The organism is Mesorhizobium sp. M1348 (assembly GCF_040317925.1).
Lineage (GTDB): Bacteria > Pseudomonadota > Alphaproteobacteria > Rhizobiales > Rhizobiaceae > Mesorhizobium.
Window position 1 is genome coordinate 226,389 of record NZ_JAMYLH010000008.1, and the last position, 14,534, is coordinate 240,922.

Annotated in this window: 19 protein-coding genes; 10 read left to right on the forward strand and 9 right to left on the reverse strand. The window is 63.2% G+C overall.

The features are described 5' to 3' along the window. Positions 1-40 precede the first annotated feature (40 nt). Positions 41-760, forward strand: a complete 720-nt coding sequence (gene dnaQ / locus NKH13_RS16750) for a DNA polymerase III subunit epsilon (protein WP_352913110.1) — start codon at positions 41-43, stop codon at positions 758-760. 258 nt (positions 761-1,018) lie between these two features. Here the strand turns inward: dnaQ and secB are convergent, their stop codons facing one another. Continuing rightward, positions 1,019-1,522, reverse strand: a complete 504-nt coding sequence (gene secB, locus NKH13_RS16755) for a protein-export chaperone SecB (RefSeq protein WP_292659655.1) — start codon at positions 1,520-1,522, stop codon at positions 1,019-1,021. Positions 1,523-1,635: 113 nt separating this feature from the next. Then, positions 1,636-2,127 carry an FxsA family protein gene (locus NKH13_RS16760; protein ID WP_352913112.1) on the reverse strand — a complete coding sequence of 164 codons (492 nt, stop codon included), beginning with the start codon at positions 2,125-2,127 and terminating at the stop codon, positions 1,636-1,638. 197 nt (positions 2,128-2,324) lie between these two features. Here NKH13_RS16760 and NKH13_RS16765 point away from each other — a divergent pair, with 197 nt between their 5' ends. Genes NKH13_RS16765 through NKH13_RS16780 form a run of 4 tightly spaced genes read left to right on the forward strand, consistent with a single transcriptional unit; the run spans position 2,325 to position 5,085 of the window. Next, positions 2,325-3,032: a Tim44/TimA family putative adaptor protein gene (locus tag NKH13_RS16765; protein WP_292659652.1), complete on the forward strand. Its 708-nt coding sequence runs from the start codon at positions 2,325-2,327 to the stop codon at positions 3,030-3,032. 23 nt (positions 3,033-3,055) lie between these two features. Next, positions 3,056-4,162, forward strand: coding sequence for a murein transglycosylase A (gene mltA, locus NKH13_RS16770; RefSeq protein WP_352913114.1), 1,107 nt, complete (start codon positions 3,056-3,058; stop codon positions 4,160-4,162). Continuing rightward, on the forward strand, positions 4,159-4,692 hold the full coding sequence (locus tag NKH13_RS16775) for a Smr/MutS family protein (protein WP_352466565.1): 534 nt from the start codon (positions 4,159-4,161) through the stop codon (positions 4,690-4,692). The genes mltA and NKH13_RS16775 overlap by 4 nt, the downstream gene beginning before the upstream one ends. 24 nt (positions 4,693-4,716) lie before the next feature. Continuing rightward, positions 4,717-5,085 carry a helix-turn-helix domain-containing protein gene (locus NKH13_RS16780; RefSeq protein WP_292659646.1) on the forward strand — a complete coding sequence of 123 codons (369 nt, stop codon included), beginning with the start codon at positions 4,717-4,719 and terminating at the stop codon, positions 5,083-5,085. A 9-nt stretch (positions 5,086-5,094) separates the two neighbouring features. Here NKH13_RS16780 and NKH13_RS16785 read toward each other — a convergent pair whose 3' ends face one another. The 3 genes from NKH13_RS16785 to NKH13_RS16795 all read right to left on the reverse strand — a co-directional run bounded on the left by NKH13_RS16785 (position 5,095) and on the right by NKH13_RS16795 (position 7,805). Then, a complete protein-coding gene (locus NKH13_RS16785) occupies positions 5,095-5,712 on the reverse strand; it encodes a transglutaminase-like cysteine peptidase (RefSeq protein WP_292659644.1) in 618 nt (205 codons plus the stop codon). A gap of 210 nt (positions 5,713-5,922) precedes the next feature. Then, the gene (locus NKH13_RS16790; protein ID WP_352913116.1) at positions 5,923-7,200 is read right to left on the reverse strand and encodes a polyhydroxyalkanoate depolymerase; all 1,278 of its coding nucleotides are present in this window, start codon (positions 7,198-7,200) and stop codon (positions 5,923-5,925) included. Between the two features lie 245 nt (positions 7,201-7,445). Beyond that, complete coding sequence (locus NKH13_RS16795; RefSeq protein ID WP_352529976.1) at positions 7,446-7,805, reverse strand: septal ring lytic transglycosylase RlpA family protein; 360 nt, start codon at positions 7,803-7,805, stop codon at positions 7,446-7,448. 305 nt (positions 7,806-8,110) lie between these two features. On the opposite strand from NKH13_RS16795, the gene NKH13_RS16800 reads away from it, so the two are divergent. Beyond that, positions 8,111-8,296, forward strand: a complete 186-nt coding sequence (locus NKH13_RS16800) for a hypothetical protein (RefSeq protein ID WP_352715913.1) — start codon at positions 8,111-8,113, stop codon at positions 8,294-8,296. 58 nt (positions 8,297-8,354) lie between these two features. Here NKH13_RS16800 and NKH13_RS16805 read toward each other — a convergent pair whose 3' ends face one another. From NKH13_RS16805 to tauA, 4 genes are all read right to left on the reverse strand, one after another. Next, positions 8,355-8,543, reverse strand: coding sequence for a hypothetical protein (locus NKH13_RS16805; protein WP_352715916.1), 189 nt, complete (start codon positions 8,541-8,543; stop codon positions 8,355-8,357). A gap of 6 nt (positions 8,544-8,549) precedes the next feature. Beyond that, complete coding sequence (locus tag NKH13_RS16810; RefSeq protein ID WP_352913119.1) at positions 8,550-9,416, reverse strand: ABC transporter permease subunit; 867 nt, start codon at positions 9,414-9,416, stop codon at positions 8,550-8,552. Further along, positions 9,413-10,186 (reverse strand): taurine ABC transporter ATP-binding protein, encoded by a 774-nt coding sequence (locus NKH13_RS16815; RefSeq protein WP_352913120.1) that lies wholly within the window; start codon positions 10,184-10,186, stop codon positions 9,413-9,415. The genes NKH13_RS16810 and NKH13_RS16815 overlap by 4 nt, the downstream gene beginning before the upstream one ends. Positions 10,187-10,298: 112 nt before the next feature. Continuing rightward, entirely contained in the window at positions 10,299-11,312 is a 1,014-nt protein-coding gene (gene tauA / locus NKH13_RS16820; protein ID WP_352913122.1) for a taurine ABC transporter substrate-binding protein, read from the reverse strand. A 339-nt stretch (positions 11,313-11,651) separates the two neighbouring features. On the opposite strand from tauA, the gene NKH13_RS16825 reads away from it, so the two are divergent. The 4 genes from NKH13_RS16825 to NKH13_RS16840 all read left to right on the forward strand — a co-directional run bounded on the left by NKH13_RS16825 (position 11,652) and on the right by NKH13_RS16840 (position 14,532). After that, positions 11,652-11,843: a hypothetical protein gene (locus tag NKH13_RS16825; protein WP_352913124.1), complete on the forward strand. Its 192-nt coding sequence runs from the start codon at positions 11,652-11,654 to the stop codon at positions 11,841-11,843. Between the two features lie 147 nt (positions 11,844-11,990). Next, complete coding sequence (locus tag NKH13_RS16830) at positions 11,991-12,443, forward strand: RrF2 family transcriptional regulator (protein WP_352665233.1); 453 nt, start codon at positions 11,991-11,993, stop codon at positions 12,441-12,443. Between the two features lie 49 nt (positions 12,444-12,492). Beyond that, positions 12,493-13,839, forward strand: coding sequence for an FAD/NAD(P)-binding protein (locus NKH13_RS16835; protein ID WP_352913126.1), 1,347 nt, complete (start codon positions 12,493-12,495; stop codon positions 13,837-13,839). Positions 13,840-14,178: 339 nt separating this feature from the next. Continuing rightward, positions 14,179-14,532 carry a winged helix-turn-helix transcriptional regulator gene (locus NKH13_RS16840; RefSeq protein WP_352869700.1) on the forward strand — a complete coding sequence of 118 codons (354 nt, stop codon included), beginning with the start codon at positions 14,179-14,181 and terminating at the stop codon, positions 14,530-14,532. Positions 14,533-14,534 lie beyond the last annotated feature (2 nt).

A 14,534-nucleotide genomic window follows, 5' to 3' on the forward strand; every position in this document is an offset into this window, starting at 1 on the left:
GATTCGGCTAGAATGACACCGGAACCAATGGACTGATTCGATGCGTGAGATCATCTTCGATACGGAAACCACCGGGCTCGACACGCGCGAGGACCGCGTCATCGAGCTTGGCGGCGTCGAGTTGGTCAACCGCTTCCCGACCGGCCGAACCTTCCACAAATACATCAACCCGCAAGGCCGCCAGATCCATCACGAGGCGCAGGCCGTGCACGGCATCAGCGCCGCCGATCTTCAGGGCAAGCCGACTTTCATGGAGATCGCCGAGGAGTTTCTGGCCTTCATCGACGGCGCCAAGCTGGTCGCGCACAATGCCGGCTTCGACATCGGCTTCCTCAATCTCGAATTCGGCCGGCTTGGTCATCCGGCCATCGATCCTGGACGGATCGTCGACACGCTGGCGCTGGCGCGCCACAAGCATCCGATGGGCCCCAATTCGCTCGACGCGCTTTGCCGCCGCTACGGCATCGACAACGGCCGCCGCACCAAGCACGGCGCGCTGCTCGATTCGGAATTGCTAGCCGAGGTCTATATCGAGCTTATCGGCGGCAAGCAGGCAAGCCTTATCCTCGACAGCATCCTGACTCCGGCGGGCGGGAGGCAGAATGTCGACGACATCGACATTTCGATCGGTGTGCGGCCGATCGCGTTGCCCCCGCGCCTGACCGATGCCGAGCGCACAGCACACGCAAGCATGGTTGGTACATTGGGCGAAAAGGCGCTCTGGCTGCGCGTCGCCCCGGAAGCGAGTTCCGCGGCATAGTGATTTTGAGCGGAGTGATCCGTCGCACCCCCCTCTGTCCTGCCGGACATCTCCCCCTCAAGGGGGGAGATTGGGCAGTCCCAGCGCTTGGCTCATTCCTGCGACGATGAAGGATTGGCGAAGGCTGACGTGAAGTCCGATCTCCCCACTTGAGGGGGAGATGGCTGGCAGGCCAGAGGGGGGTACTGTCCCGCCAGCGGGTATACAAAAAACCCGGCGCAAGGCCGGGTTTTTCAAACGCTAGCGAGACAGCCGCGTTCAGCTCACCTTGACCTTGGCGGCGGCAGCCTGGTCCTCGGCCAGCTTCTGCTGGAACATCTGCGCGAAATCGATCGGGTCTAGCATCAGCGGCGGGAAGCCGCCATTGCGTGTTGCCTCGGCAATGATCTGCCGGGCGAACGGGAACAGCAGCCGTGGGCATTCGATGAACAGGATCGGCAGCATGTGCTCCTGCGGGAAGCCGCTGATGGCAAAGACGCCGCCATAGACCAGCTCGACGTTGAACAGCACTTCCTGGTCGAACGACGCTTTTGCGTTCAGCGTCAAATTGACGTCGAACTGCTTGTCCGAAAGCGGGTTGGCGTTGACGTTGACATTAATGGCGATGCCGGGGGCCTTGTCGCGGCCGCGCAACGAGTTCGGTGCGCCGGGGCTTTCGAAGGAAAGGTCCTTCACATATTGCGCAAGCACGTTGAGCGAAGGCTGCGCCGCATTTCCATTACCGTTGGCTGCGCCGGTCGGCGCGTCGTCGTTGCTGGCCATAAGCTGTGGTCCTTTTGCCTGGGCAGCGTTGCTGACCGGATTGAAATTCGGGGTTCGCTATCATGGCCGGCCCGACAAGACAAGGTTTGCAAAAGACGCTGGTTGCCTTGCGGCTACTCGTCCTTGAGGCGGCGCCAGGGAGAATCCGGTCCGCGCGTATGGTCGTCGGCGCGCGAATAGTCGCCGTCGTCGAGATCGATGGTCTTGCCGCGTTGCCTTGCCCGCAAACCACTGCTGAAATCGGTTGCCAGCACGATGCGGCCTTTCAGCATCCGCCAGGCAAGATCGCGCACTGGCGGCAGGAACAGCAGAATGCCGAAAATATCCGAGATGAAGCCGGGGATGATCAAAAGGATCGCGGCCAGCACGATCATGGCGCCATGCGCAAGCTGGCCGCTCGGGTCACGCCCGGCATCCATTTCGGCACGCACCCTGGCCATGACGCCAAAACCCTGGTGCCGCAGCAGCAGGGCGCCGGCGACGCTTGAGGCCAGCACCAGCCCGACCGTCGCCAGCGCGCCGACCTGGCGGCCGACAATGACGAAACCGGCTATCTCCAGCAGCGGAAGCGCGAGAATGAACAGGGGAAGCAGCGAGATACGCAAATCTTGACCGATCGTTTCGATGTTTTGCCGGCCGGCGAGCAATCGCCGCTGGCACCAGAGCTGTTAGATAGGTATGGCTGCCTTTGATTTGAATGATTGCGCCATGCGTTCTATATGCTTTGGATACTGAACGCTATGTGATCGCGGCCCTTGCTTGGCCGCGGTCCGGCCAAAGCAGGGATTGATTGGCGCAAGATATGGGCTTCTTCGACTTCGGCACGATTTTCTTTCTGATTGCGGCGGTGGTGATCTTCTTTCAGCTGCGCAACGTGCTTGGCCGACGCACGGGCAACGAGCGCCCGCCCTTCGATCCATATACGGCAGCGCGCAAGAACGACAAGGATGCCGCCCAGAAACCCGAGAACGTGGTTTCGCTGCCGCGCAAGCGGCTGGCGGGAGAGCCGGCGGCCGACACCTATGTGGCGATCGATGCCTTTGCCAAGCCCGACACCGATCTCAACCGGGGTCTGCGGGCGATCAAGGACAATGATCCGACCTTCGACCCGAAGACCTTCGTCGACGGCGCCAAGATGGCTTATGAGATGATCGTCATGGCCTACGCCGATGGCGACCGCAAAACCTTGAAGAACCTTTTGTCGCGCGAGGTCTATGACGGCTTCGTCGCGGCCATCGGCGACCGTGAGGCGAAAGCCGAGAAGATCCAGTCCTCCTTCGTCGGCATCGACAAGGCCGACATCGTTTCGGCCGAAATGAAGGGCAGCGAGGCGCACATCACGCTGCGCATCGTCAGCGAACTGATCTCGGCGACCCGCGACAAGGCCGGCGCCGTCATCGACGGCGATCCGGAGACCGTCGCCGAGGTCAAGGACGTCTGGACCTTCGCCCGCGACGCGCGCTCGCGCGATCCGAACTGGAAGCTCGTCGCCACCGAAGAAGAAGACTGAACTGGACGGCGGCGGGGGCTGTCGTGTCGCTCTCTAGAGCCTTCAGCGAAAAATCCTTTGGCGAATTGCCGGGCTGGGGCGAGGACGACCATCTCCCTGCCTTTGACGCCTTTCGCCGCTCGGCCTTTCATATCCTGACCAAACCCTACCGCTCCGGCGCACTCGGCGTCGATTACAATGGCTTTGCCGATGCCTATACCGAAGCGCGTACCGTTTCGCCGGCGAATCGGTTGGAGGCCCGAAGCTTTTTCGAGCGCCATTTCGTTCCGGCTCGTATCGATGCCGAAGATGGTGGTCCCGGCCTGGTCACCGGCTTTTATGAACCGGAGGTCGAAGCCTCGCCCGTGCGCACGCAACGATTTTCGGTGCCGTTGCTGTCGCGCCCGGCCGACCTTGTCGACATCGACGACGGCAATCGTCCTTTCGGCTTGGATCCTTATGTCGCCTTCGCTCGTGCGGCGCCGAACGGCCCGGTCGAATATTTCGACCGCGGCGAGATCGAACGCGGCGTGCTTGCCGGAAAAGGGCTGGAAATCGCCTGGCTCGCCGACAAGGTCGATGCCTTCTTCATCCACGTGCAGGGCGCGGCACGGCTCAACATGACCGACGGCAGGCTTCGCCGCATCACCTACGCCGCCAAATCCGGCCAGCGCTTTACCGGACCGGGCACGATCCTGAGCGACGAAGGCGAGATCCCGCTGGAGAAAGTGACGATGCAGTCGATCCGTGCCTGGTTCAAGGCGCATCCGGAGCGCGTCGACGAGATCCTTTGGCGCAACCGCTCCTATATCTTCTTCCGCGAGATGGGCGTCGACGACCCAGAGCTCGGCCCGATCGCTGCCGCCAAGGTACCGCTGACACCCGGCCGCTCGATCGCCGTCGACCGGCTGCTGCACACTTTCGGCACGCCCTTCCATATCGATGCGCCGTCGCTGACCGCCTTCGACGGAAAACCGTTCCGGCGGCTGATGATCGCGCAGGACACCGGCTCGGCGATCACCGGGCCGGCCCGCGGTGATCTGTTTGCCGGGTCGGGCGATGCGGCCGGCGAGATCGCCGGCGTTATCCGCAACGCCGCCGATTTTTATGCGCTGATCCCCCGGTCGCTGGTTTCAGGAGCAGGCCGATGACCCGGCGCATCGACAGGCTGAGCGAGGACGACCGGGTGCTGTGGAACCTGGTGGCGCGCACGGCAAAGCCGCTGAAGGGCAAAATCGCCGTCGACATTCCTGACATTGGGCCGGAGATCGACCAAACCAGGCAGCCGCCGCCGGCACAGGTCGCGGGCAATCCTGCCACGGCCGCAAAGCCGAAGGCGCAGCATGTTTCCCACGCACTCGACGAACCGACGCTGGACAAGCTGTCGAAGGGCCGGCTGCCGATCGAGGGCCGTGTCGACCTGCATGGCCTGACCCAGGACGAAGCCTATTCGCTGCTGTTTTCCTTCCTGCGCCGGGCGCATGCCGGCGGCATCCGCTATGTCCTGGTGATCACCGGCAAGGGTTCCTCGTCGGGCGGCGATGGCGTCTTGCGGCGCGCCGTGCCGTCATGGCTGTCGACACCCGCCTTCCGGCCCCTCGTCTCCAGCCACGACCATGCCGCCCGCAACCATGGCGGCTCGGGCGCGCTCTATGTCCGCTTGCGGCGTGCGCGCTCATGAGGATGTGCCCATGAGGATGTGCTTGTGACTCCGTTCGGCGAAAGGCTCAGGGTGCTGCGAAACGAGCGCGGCGTCAGCCAGAAGGACATGGCCAAGGCGATCGGCGTCAGCGCAGCCTATCTCTCGGCGCTGGAGCACGGCCGCCGCGGTGCGCCGAGCTGGACGCTGATCCAGAAGATCATCGGCTATTTCAACATCATTTGGGACGACGCCGAGGAACTGGCGCGATTGGCCGAAACCTCGCATCCGCGTGTCAAGCTCGACACGTCGGGCCTTAGTCCGGCGGCGACCGAACTTGCGAATCTCCTGGCCGACAACATCGAAAAGCTCGACGAAGTGGAGCTTCGCCGCATCATTGCGTCGATCCGCGCCGCGCTGAACCGGCCGAAATGAGTTGCTTTGTTACTGGACCGAGCCGACCAGAACCTGCTGGCCGCCGCGGATCGAGACCCAGCGGCCGGTATTGTCGATCGCCTGCCGCTTGAGGAAACGATAGCCGGTCTGGTCCCAGGAACGGACCTGGTCGGTCAGATTGTCGAGGATGTAGTCGCCCTTGTCGGTGCGCACCGTCAGCACAGCGTGGCCTTCGCCATCCGGCTTGCGGACGACGGTCATCAGCAGATCGGCAAACGAGACGCCCAGCCGGTTCAGCTCACGGCGCTTTTCCAGGACATAGTCCTCGCAATCGCCGACGCCCTTGTCGGGATAGGCCCAGACCTCGTCCTTGCCGTAGATGTCGAAGTCGCTCTCCGGCTTGACGGCGGCGTTGACCTTTGTCGTGACGCTGAGCAGCTTGCGCCACAGCGAGCCGGTCAGGCTGGCGGGCGACAGATCCTTCGGGCGGATCGAGCATTCGGACGCGTAGCTCTTGCAGAAATCATAATGGCCGATCGGCTGCGAGGTCGGGCCACCTGTTATCATCGGGCTGGCTGCCGAGGCCGAACTGGCCCAACCTGCCGCCACAGTAAGTCCAGCCAGCGCGCACAGGCGCAGCGTTCTCGCCATTGGTGAGGAAATCATTGTCCCCGCTTGTCCCTTGTTATTAACGAAACGTTAAGGGGTATTTACAGTCCGTGTCAATTATGAGGATGGATTGATTTTTGCGGCATGGTTACCCGCGTGGCGCCAACGCGACTATTGTGCAACAGGTTGACCGGCCGCACGGCCGCCAACCGATGATCTTGGCATTGACCGACCTGATGCGGATTGGCGGGCATCATCACTGGTCGCCTATTTCTTGCCGGTCCTCACCAGCTTGGGCTTCACCGCAACCCGGTTCTGACGGCCGTAGCTGGTAATGAAATCGACGATGCGCGGCACGATTTCGGAGCGGAAGCGCGAGCCGTTGAACACACCATAATGGCCGACCGCCGGCTGCATGTAATGGGCGTGCCTGTCGGCCGGGATGTTGATGCAAAGGTCGTGCGCGGCCTTGGTCTGGCCGAGGCCGGAGATGTCGTCGTTCTCGCCCTCGACCGTGAACAGGGCGACATTGCTGATCGCCAAAGGGTCGACCGCCACGCCGCGGTGCGTCATCGTGCCCTTGGGCAAGGCCTGGCGGACAAACACGGTGTCGACGGTCTGCAGGTAGAATTCCGCCGTCAGATCCATCACCGCCAGATATTCGTCGTAGAACTCGCGGTGCTTCTCGGCATTGTCGCCGTCATGCTTCACCAGATGCATGAAGAAGTCCTTGTGGGCGATGATGTGGCGGTCGAGGTTCATGCTCATGAACCCCGAAAGCTGCAGGAAGCCGGGATAGACCTCGCGGCCGAAGCCCGGCACCGGCCAGGGCGCGCGCATGATGACGTTGTCGCGGAACCAGTCGATGCCCTTTTCCTGGGCCAGTAGATTGACCGCCGTCGGGCTGCGGCGGGTGTCGATCGGGCCGCCCATCAGCGTCATCGTCGAGGGCACGAACGGATCACCCTTGGCTTCCATCAGTGCCACCGCCGCCAGCACCGGCACCGAAGGCTGGCACACCGCCATCACATGGGTGTCGGGGCCTAGCGCATGCAGCATGTCGACGATGTAGTCGATATAGTCGTCGAGATCGAAGCTGCCGTCGGCCAGCGGCACCATGCGCGCGTCGACCCAGTCGGTGATATGCACGTCGGCATAGGGCAGCATCGCCTCCACCGTGCCGCGCAGCAGCGTCGCGTAGTGGCCCGACATCGGCGCGACGATCAACAGCTTCGGATCGGGCCGGCGCCCGGCCGGAACTGCGCGCTCGAAGTGAACCAGGTTGCAGAATGGCCGCGACCAGACGGTGCGTTCGCTGACCTCGACGTTTTTCCAGTCGACCACGGTCTTGGTCAGGCCGAATTGCGGCTTGCCGTAGCGGCGCGTCGTGCGCTCGAACAGTTCGGCCGTTGCCGCAACCGAGCGGCCCCAGGACGTGTGTGAGACCGGATTGAGCGGATTGGAGTAGAACAGGCGCACCGCATCGGCATAGAGGCGCGCCGGCTGCAAGGCGGCGTGGTTCAGTTCGTAGAGCTGGTAGAACATCGAGAACCCCGCTGCCGACTGCGATCGAAGGGCCGACGAGCAGCGCCGAGCCTTGAATGCCTTGCGGGAAGTTAGCAACAATCTGCTGCGATGCAATACGTCAACTTGCGTGATTTATGCTCGTTCTTTCGTCCAAGGCGTTGAGAATCCGCCTAGAACGGCAACAGCCGGCTCAATGTGCATCTGCGAAGGCTATTGGGACGATCGTTGGACGAGGTGTCCGGCCGCGGCGACGGGCCGAGCAGTTAGACCCGTGCCATGCAGACAGCGGTATGGCCCGAGCTGATGAAGCCAAGCTGGCTGGCGGCGCCCTTCGACAGATCGAGCATGCGGCCCCTGATAAACGGGCCGCGGTCATTGATGCGCACGACGACGCTGCGGCCATTGTTGCGGTTGGTCACCTTCAGCTTGGTGCCGAACGGCAGGCTGCGGTGCGCGGCGGTCAGCGCCGACGGGTTCATGCGCTCGCCGGAAGCGGTTCTGGAATGCAGTGAATACCAGGAGGCACGGCCACACTGCGCGGCGGCGCTGGCAGTCGATGCGCCGACCATCAGGCCAGCCGCGATCGTGGCCGCGACAAGCGCGGTCTGGTTGCTTTTGTTCATGTGTTGGGGACTGGCTCCGTTGACAGACCCGCAGCGGTTAGGGACGAATGAGGCAGCAAATGCGGCAATGATCTGTCGGTTCCATGGCAATGTTACACGTTTGGAGTCGGCGCGAAACAATTTGTCAGAGACTTTCCGCAGCGCAGCGCAGCTTCCTTGATGATATTTGCGCCGATCTCCGCATGTCTTGCGCAAGATCAGAGGTTAGCATCTAAGTAGAAGTTGGTGTATTCGAGCGGCTTCTTTTCGCTGTTCCATTCCGGCCGGAGCCGGGCTGATGATCGACTTGGAACGGAGTTTTAGAAATGAGATTGATCAAAAATCTGCTGGCCTTGATTGTGCTCGCCATCGGCATGCTGTGGACGTTGCAAGGCATCGGCTTCATCGGGGGCAGCTTCATGACCGGCCAGTCGCAATGGCTCTATGTCGGCATCGTGACGGTGCTGGTCGGCCTGGTCGGCTTGGCTTGGGCGAACCGTTCACGCGTTTGAGCAGGCGTTCATCGTCAAGTTCCCTCCAGAGCAGCGCACAGCGGACCGTGGCGGTCGGTCACCGCGACCAGTATTGCCAGCCCCAGTAGAAACTTTCGTCGCGCGGCGGCAGGCGGTTGCGCTCCGCGTCCAGCTGCACCGGCGTCGGCGTTTTGCGTTCGTCCCCAGGCAGCAGTTTGTCTCCGGCCTTGATCAGGCGGAGCCAATGGCCGAAATGCGCAAACAATACAGCGATGGAATGGGGCATTGTCGGTCACTCCCGCCCTGCCCACGGGACGAGCACCCGCTCGATCCTGCGGATGATGAATTCAAGCACGAAGGCAATGGCCGCGATCACCAGTATGCCCATCACCACCACGTCGGTGACGAGGAACTGGGCAGCGGACTGGATCATGAATCCGAGCCCGCGCGTCGCTGCCACCAGCTCGGCGGCAACCAGCGTCGACCAGCCGGCGCCAAGCGCGATGCGCAGACCGGTCAGGATCGAGGGCAGCGCGCTGGGCAGGATAACGTGCCTGATCACTTGGCGCTGCGTGGCGCCAAGCGAGCGCGCTGCATTGATGCGTTCCTGCGAGACGCCGCGAACACCCGATGCCGTCGACAGCGCGACCGGCGCCAGCATGGCGATGGCAATCACCAGGATCTTGGACGGCTCGCCAATGCCGAACCAGATAATGATCAGTGGCAGATAGGCGAGCGGCGGGATCGGCCGCAGGAATTCGAGCAGCGGATCGAAGATGCCCCGCCCGATCGTGCTGACGCCGATCGCCAGCCCGATGGGAACGCCGAGGACAAGGGCGACGATCAACGCCGCAAACACGCGCCACAGGCTGGCGGCAATATGCTGGAGCAGCGTCGCGTCGACAAAGCCGTCACGGGCGACGACGACAAATTTGTTCCAGACTGCCACAGGCGACGGCAGGAAAACCGGCGACACCAGTTGCAGGCGGGCCGATACCGTCCACACTGCCAGCACCATCAGAATGGTGATCGCGCTAACCACGCGGGCCGAAACGCGGCTGCGTCTCGGCCGCGGCCGCGACCATGGCACCGACAGCGCGTCGGCTCCATCGTCGACCTTGGAGCGCTGCGGCCGCTCGGTATAGGAGGTAACGGTCATGCTGCCTCCCCTTCGAAGATCGCATCGGTCAGCTCGCCGCGCGCCGCGGCGAAGGCGGGATCGGCCTTGATGCTGCGAATGGCCTCGCCGGCTGCATAGCGCCGGCTGAAGCCGGCCTCGAAACTCCGCACCACCCGCCCCGGCCCCGGAGCGAGCACAATGATACGGGTTGCCAGCACCAGCGCTTCCTCGATGCCGTGCGTGACCATCAGCACGCCGACCTGGCTTGCCGTCCACAGATCGAGCAGCGTTGTCTGCATGCGTTCGCGTGTCAGCGCATCGAGTGCGCCCAGCGGTTCGTCGAGCAGCAGGAATTGCGGCTCGGCCGCCAGCGCCCGGGCCAGGCCGACGCGCTGGCGCATGCCGCCGGAAAGCTCCCAGATGCGCTTGTCGCCGGCGCCGTCGAGCTTCACCAGCGCCAGAAGGTCGTCGGCGCGCCGCGCCCGTTCACTTGGCCCGACACCGCGCAGCCTGAGAGCAAAGGCGACATTTTCCCGCGCGGTCAGCCACGGAAACAGCGCGTCGTTCTGGAACACGACGGCGCGGTCCGAGCCTGGCGCCGAGATCGGCCTGCCGCCAATCGTGGCGCGTCCGCGCACAGGCTCGACCAGGCCCGCAGCGACATTGAGCAACGAGGTCTTGCCGCAGCCGGAGCGGCCGACCAGGACAACGAAGTCATCCTTGGCGATGTCAATCGACACGCGTTCTACGGCCGGCGCCGGCTGGCCGTCATAATGAATCGAGACTTGGTCGAGCACGAGATGCGTCATGTGGGGTCGCCGATATTCTGAATCTGCCTGCCCCGAAGTCGTTCCTCGTCAGCGGCTCCGGGGCAGGCAACGCGCGCGTCAGGGAAGGGAGGAAGCGCGCATTGAGCAGCCGCTAATTCGAGGCCAGCGCCTCGCCGACATATTTCGACGACACGTATTTCGAATAATCCGGCAACACGGCGTCAATCTTGCCCTGCTCCTTGAGGAAGGCCGATGTCGCCTCGACCGCCTTGACCGTGCCGCCACCGAGGAACTTGTCCGAGGCCTGCTCCTCGAGCGTCGGGAAGACATAGCCCCTCAGCAGTTGCGGCACGTCTTCGAGCTTGGCCCCGGTGATCCTGGCGATCTTGGCCGCTTGTGACGAGGACACCGACCATTGGTCCGGCTTGGCCAGGAAGTCGGCATAGGCAGCGCCCGTCACTTTGACGAAGTCGCGCACCGCTTCCGGGTTCCTTTCAGCGAAGTCGGTTCGCACGATCCAGGCGTCGAAGGTCGGCGCGCCCCAGGCGGCGACTTGGGAGGAATCCAGCACGACCTTGCCCGTCGTCTTGATCTGGCCGAGTGCCGGATCCCAGACATAGGCGGCGTCGATGTCGCCGCGCGCCCATGCCGCCGCGATCTCCGGTGGACGCAGATTGAGAATATCGACCGACTTCGGGTCGACACCCTCATGCTTCAGCGCCGCAAGCAGGCTGTAATGCGTCGTCGAGACGAAGGGCACCGCCACCTTCTTGCCGGCAAGGTCGGCGACCTTCTCGATGCCGGCGCCGCTGCGGGCGACAAGGGCCTCGGATTCGCCGATCAGCCCGACAATGAAGATTGTCTGGATGGGAAGCTCGCGGCTCGCCGCCGCCGCCAGCGGGCTCGAGCCGACATAACCGATGTCGACCGAACCGGAAGCGATGGCGGCGATCACGTCGGCGCCGGAATCGAATTTCCGCCAGTCGATTGCTGCCTTGGTCGCGCTCTCATAGGCGCCGTCGGCCTGCGGCACCTTCGAGGGTTCGACGACCGTCTGGTAGCCGATAGTGATCTTGAGGTCCTGCGCATCGGCTGGGCCGAGAAAGGCGGCACCAGCCAAGGCCGCCGAGGACAAGAGAACGATACGTCGCGAAATGGTGGACATGAAAGGCTCCTTGGAAACGAGAAAAACCCGGATTGCGTTTCATAGTCACCTAACTCTATCGTTCTTGTAGAGTTAAATCCTTCCAATCGATTCGGTCTTGTTAGAAAAAGTCATCTGGCTATGGCGGTTGCCCATTCGCACGCTTCTGCGATGGCCTGGGTAAGAACCATCGTCAGTGCCCCGGAACCTCTTTCACGTTCCCACGCTCAACAAGAATTTCCCGTTTTCGCCCCTGCACCGGCAACCCCATGCTGTGGATAGGCAAGAAATTGGAAACAAGTTCCCTGTGTTCGCCGTTAAGTCTAGTATCCTTATCGACATGAAGGATTGGAGAGGACGATGAACGACGCCACCCTCCTTGTTGCCGCGCGCGGCATGCTTTGGCCTTCAAATTCAGGGGCAGAAGCTGCTGTCGGCATTCTCGCCGGTCGGGACATTTCTGTCCCCGGCCAGTTTGGCGGTGTGCCATTGGCGGCGGCTTCTGTGCCCCCGAGGGCACAAGCCCCGGCCAAAATGGCCATTGCGGCTTGAAAACGAAGCAAAATCAACGTTTCTCGGCTTGTATATCATGTCACTAGAATTTATCTGTAGTGACAGCTTGGACGCGGCGGGGAGGCACGCCAGGCGTTTCGCAACCGGTGGCCATGCGCCATCGCATGACAGAGAAACGTTCGGGTTATGCTCACGAAAAAAGGTAAATACGGCCTCAAGGCGCTCGTCCATCTGGCGCGCCTGCCGGTTGGACAGCTCGCCTTCGTCAACGACATCGCCACAGGAAACAATATTCCGAAGAAGTTCCTCGATGCCATTCTTGGCGAATTGCGCAATGCCGGTTTCGTCCAGAGCCGCAAGGGCAAGGAGGGCGGCTACCGGCTGGCACGCCCGGCGGACGAGATCAAGGTCGGCCACGTCGTGCGCGTGCTCGACGGGCCGCTTGCCCCCATTCCCTGCGCCAGCCGCACCCAGTATCAGCGCTGCGAAGATTGCAACGAGGCGACATGCCAAGTCCGACATCTGATGCTGGAGGTCCGGCAGGCCATCGCCGAGGTGCTGGACCAGCGCAGCCTCGCCGAAATGCGCGACATCGCCGGCGACGAGGACCTTTCGGCGGCGTTGAAAGTGCAGGCCTGAACCACGCTCCCTTGAGCCGGCGACGATCGCCAGGACAGCTGGTGTGCGCATGACCGGGCGCGCTACGCCAAGTTCCATCATCATTGTCGGTGGCGGCGCCAGCGGCGTCGTGCTTGCCGCGCATCTGCTGAAGTCGCCCAATCCCGATCTCCGCGTCAGCCTGATCGAAAAACGCCCGCATTTCGGGCAAGGCATGGCCTATTCAACGCTGCTGTCGGCGCATGTGCTGAATGTCAGCGCGGCCGGCATGAGCGCTTATGCGGACGATCCCGGCAATTTCTCGCGCTGGCTGCTTGGACGCGGCCTGGCGACGCCAGAGCAGGCGCCGGTCTACGCGCCGCGCAGCGTCTACGCCCGCTATCTCAAGGAGCTGCTCGACGAGCTCGAGGCGCGTGAGCAGCAGACGGGCCGGCTACGCCTGATCCGCGAGGAGAGCCTGTCGATCTCGCCGACCGCGTCAGGCGTCGAAGTGGCGCTGGCCAACGGCACCAGCGTGGTTGCGCACCTTGCCGTGCTCGCCACCGGCCATGACGAGGAGCCGGGCGCCGGTCAGGGCCACGCGATCAGGATGGGCTCGGAGGCCGACACCGCGCTCGACCCCGAAGCCCCAGTCCTGGTGCTGGGCACCGGTCTGAGCATGGTCGATGCCTTCCTGTCGCTCGAGCAGCGCGGTCATCGCGGCGCGATCGTCGCGGTGTCGCGGCGCGGCCTGCTGCCGTCACCGCATCGCAAGGGCAATCCGATCAAGCTCGACGTCGCCGACATTCCGCTCGGCACCCAGCTTTCCTATTTCGTCGGCTGGTTCCGCGACCTGATCCGGGAAAACCAGAAGGCCGGCATCGACTGGCGCGACGTGGTCGACGGTCTGAGACCCTTCAACCAGAAGATCTGGCAGAACTGGCCGTCCTCGGCCAAGCGCCGCTTCGTCGAACACACCAAGGCGTGGTGGGACATCCACCGCCATCGCATGGCGCCTGAAGTCTACGCCCGCGTTGCCGAGGCGGTGCAAGCGGGCCGCATCCGCCTTGTCGCCGGGCGCGTCGTTGACATCGCCGCCGGCGACGGCTTCAGCGTCCAGGTCCAGTCGCGTCACACGCAGCAGCTCGAAAGGTTCGACGTCGTGCGCATCTATGATTGCACAGGCATAGCCAGGGACATCTCGACCACCTCGAACAGCGTGGTACGGTCGCTGGTCGACCGTGGGCTGGCAAGGCCGGATCCGCTGCGGCTCGGCCTCGATGTAACCGCCAACTGCGAGGTCATCGCCAGCGACGGCACTGTATCGGCCAAGATTCTCGCCGTCGGGCCACTGACGCGCGGCACTTTCTTCGAAATCGACGCCATTCCCGATATTCGCGTACAGTGCGCACGGCTCAGCAAGCGATGGCTCGGATGAGAATCTCTTTGTCTTGACGCAATTCCGGATGCAACACCGCCGCCGTTGGGTGAAAAGATCTCGACCGCATAACCTCGCTCGGTGAAGGCGAACCAGGGATGCGTGAGCTCGCTCCACCAAAAGCCGACCGGCCAGCCTCTGGTGGTCGAGACAGCCGGGTTGGCGATGACGATCGCCACCCGTTTCGGCTGTTTCGCGTTGACCGGATTGGCGTCGCGTACGCTCATCTCCGTTCTCCTCCATGAATTTTATAGCCGGCCAGACAGCAGGCCGCGACCCTGGCCAGATGACCGGGCAAATTCTGCTTCCGTCGCCACCGTGCCTTGCCTACCATGGCGCATGACCCAACGCGGAAGACTCTACGGCTGCCCGGTCGAGTTCGCGCTCGACGCGCTCGGCGGCAAATGGAAGACAGTGATCCTGGCGCGCATCAAGGAACAGCCGATGCGCTATTCCGAACTGCGCCGGCTGATCCCCTCGCTCTCCGACAAGATGCTGACGCAACGCCTGGCCGAGCTTGTCGAGATCGGCTTCGTCACGCTCGAGACGTCGCCGGACGGCAAGGGACGCTACGCCTTGACCGGGCGCGGTGAAGATCTCGCCGCCGCGCTCCAGGCGCTCTACGACTGGGGCAGCGTGCATGGCCGCGCCGAAGGTGTGCGTTTTCGTACCGACAGCGCAGCCACCACCTAGAT

Bases quoted from the DNA above. Each gene is read 5' to 3' on its own strand.
- NKH13_RS16840 (WP_352869700.1), top strand. From the start codon at position 14,179: ATGACCCAACGCGGAAGACTCTACGGCTGCCCGGTCGAGTTCGCGCTC.
- NKH13_RS16795 (WP_352529976.1), bottom strand. From the start codon at position 7,805: ATGAACAAAAGCAACCAGACCGCGCTTGTCGCGGCCACGATCGCGGCT.
- NKH13_RS16825 (WP_352913124.1), top strand. From the start codon at position 11,652: ATGAACGACGCCACCCTCCTTGTTGCCGCGCGCGGCATGCTTTGGCCT.
- tauA (WP_352913122.1), bottom strand. From the start codon at position 11,312: ATGTCCACCATTTCGCGACGTATCGTTCTCTTGTCCTCGGCGGCCTTG.
- NKH13_RS16815 (WP_352913120.1), bottom strand. From the start codon at position 10,186: ATGACGCATCTCGTGCTCGACCAAGTCTCGATTCATTATGACGGCCAG.
- NKH13_RS16765 (WP_292659652.1), top strand. From the start codon at position 2,325: ATGGGCTTCTTCGACTTCGGCACGATTTTCTTTCTGATTGCGGCGGTG.
- NKH13_RS16785 (WP_292659644.1), bottom strand. From the start codon at position 5,712: ATGATTTCCTCACCAATGGCGAGAACGCTGCGCCTGTGCGCGCTGGCT.
- secB (WP_292659655.1), bottom strand. From the start codon at position 1,522: ATGGCCAGCAACGACGACGCGCCGACCGGCGCAGCCAACGGTAATGGA.
- NKH13_RS16800 (WP_352715913.1), top strand. From the start codon at position 8,111: ATGAGATTGATCAAAAATCTGCTGGCCTTGATTGTGCTCGCCATCGGC.
- NKH13_RS16775 (WP_352466565.1), top strand. From the start codon at position 4,159: ATGACCCGGCGCATCGACAGGCTGAGCGAGGACGACCGGGTGCTGTGG.
- dnaQ (WP_352913110.1), top strand. From the start codon at position 41: ATGCGTGAGATCATCTTCGATACGGAAACCACCGGGCTCGACACGCGC.
- NKH13_RS16805 (WP_352715916.1), bottom strand. From the start codon at position 8,543: ATGCCCCATTCCATCGCTGTATTGTTTGCGCATTTCGGCCATTGGCTC.
- NKH13_RS16830 (WP_352665233.1), top strand. From the start codon at position 11,991: ATGCTCACGAAAAAAGGTAAATACGGCCTCAAGGCGCTCGTCCATCTG.
- NKH13_RS16790 (WP_352913116.1), bottom strand. From the start codon at position 7,200: ATGTTCTACCAGCTCTACGAACTGAACCACGCCGCCTTGCAGCCGGCG.
- NKH13_RS16835 (WP_352913126.1), top strand. From the start codon at position 12,493: ATGACCGGGCGCGCTACGCCAAGTTCCATCATCATTGTCGGTGGCGGC.
- NKH13_RS16810 (WP_352913119.1), bottom strand. From the start codon at position 9,416: ATGACCGTTACCTCCTATACCGAGCGGCCGCAGCGCTCCAAGGTCGAC.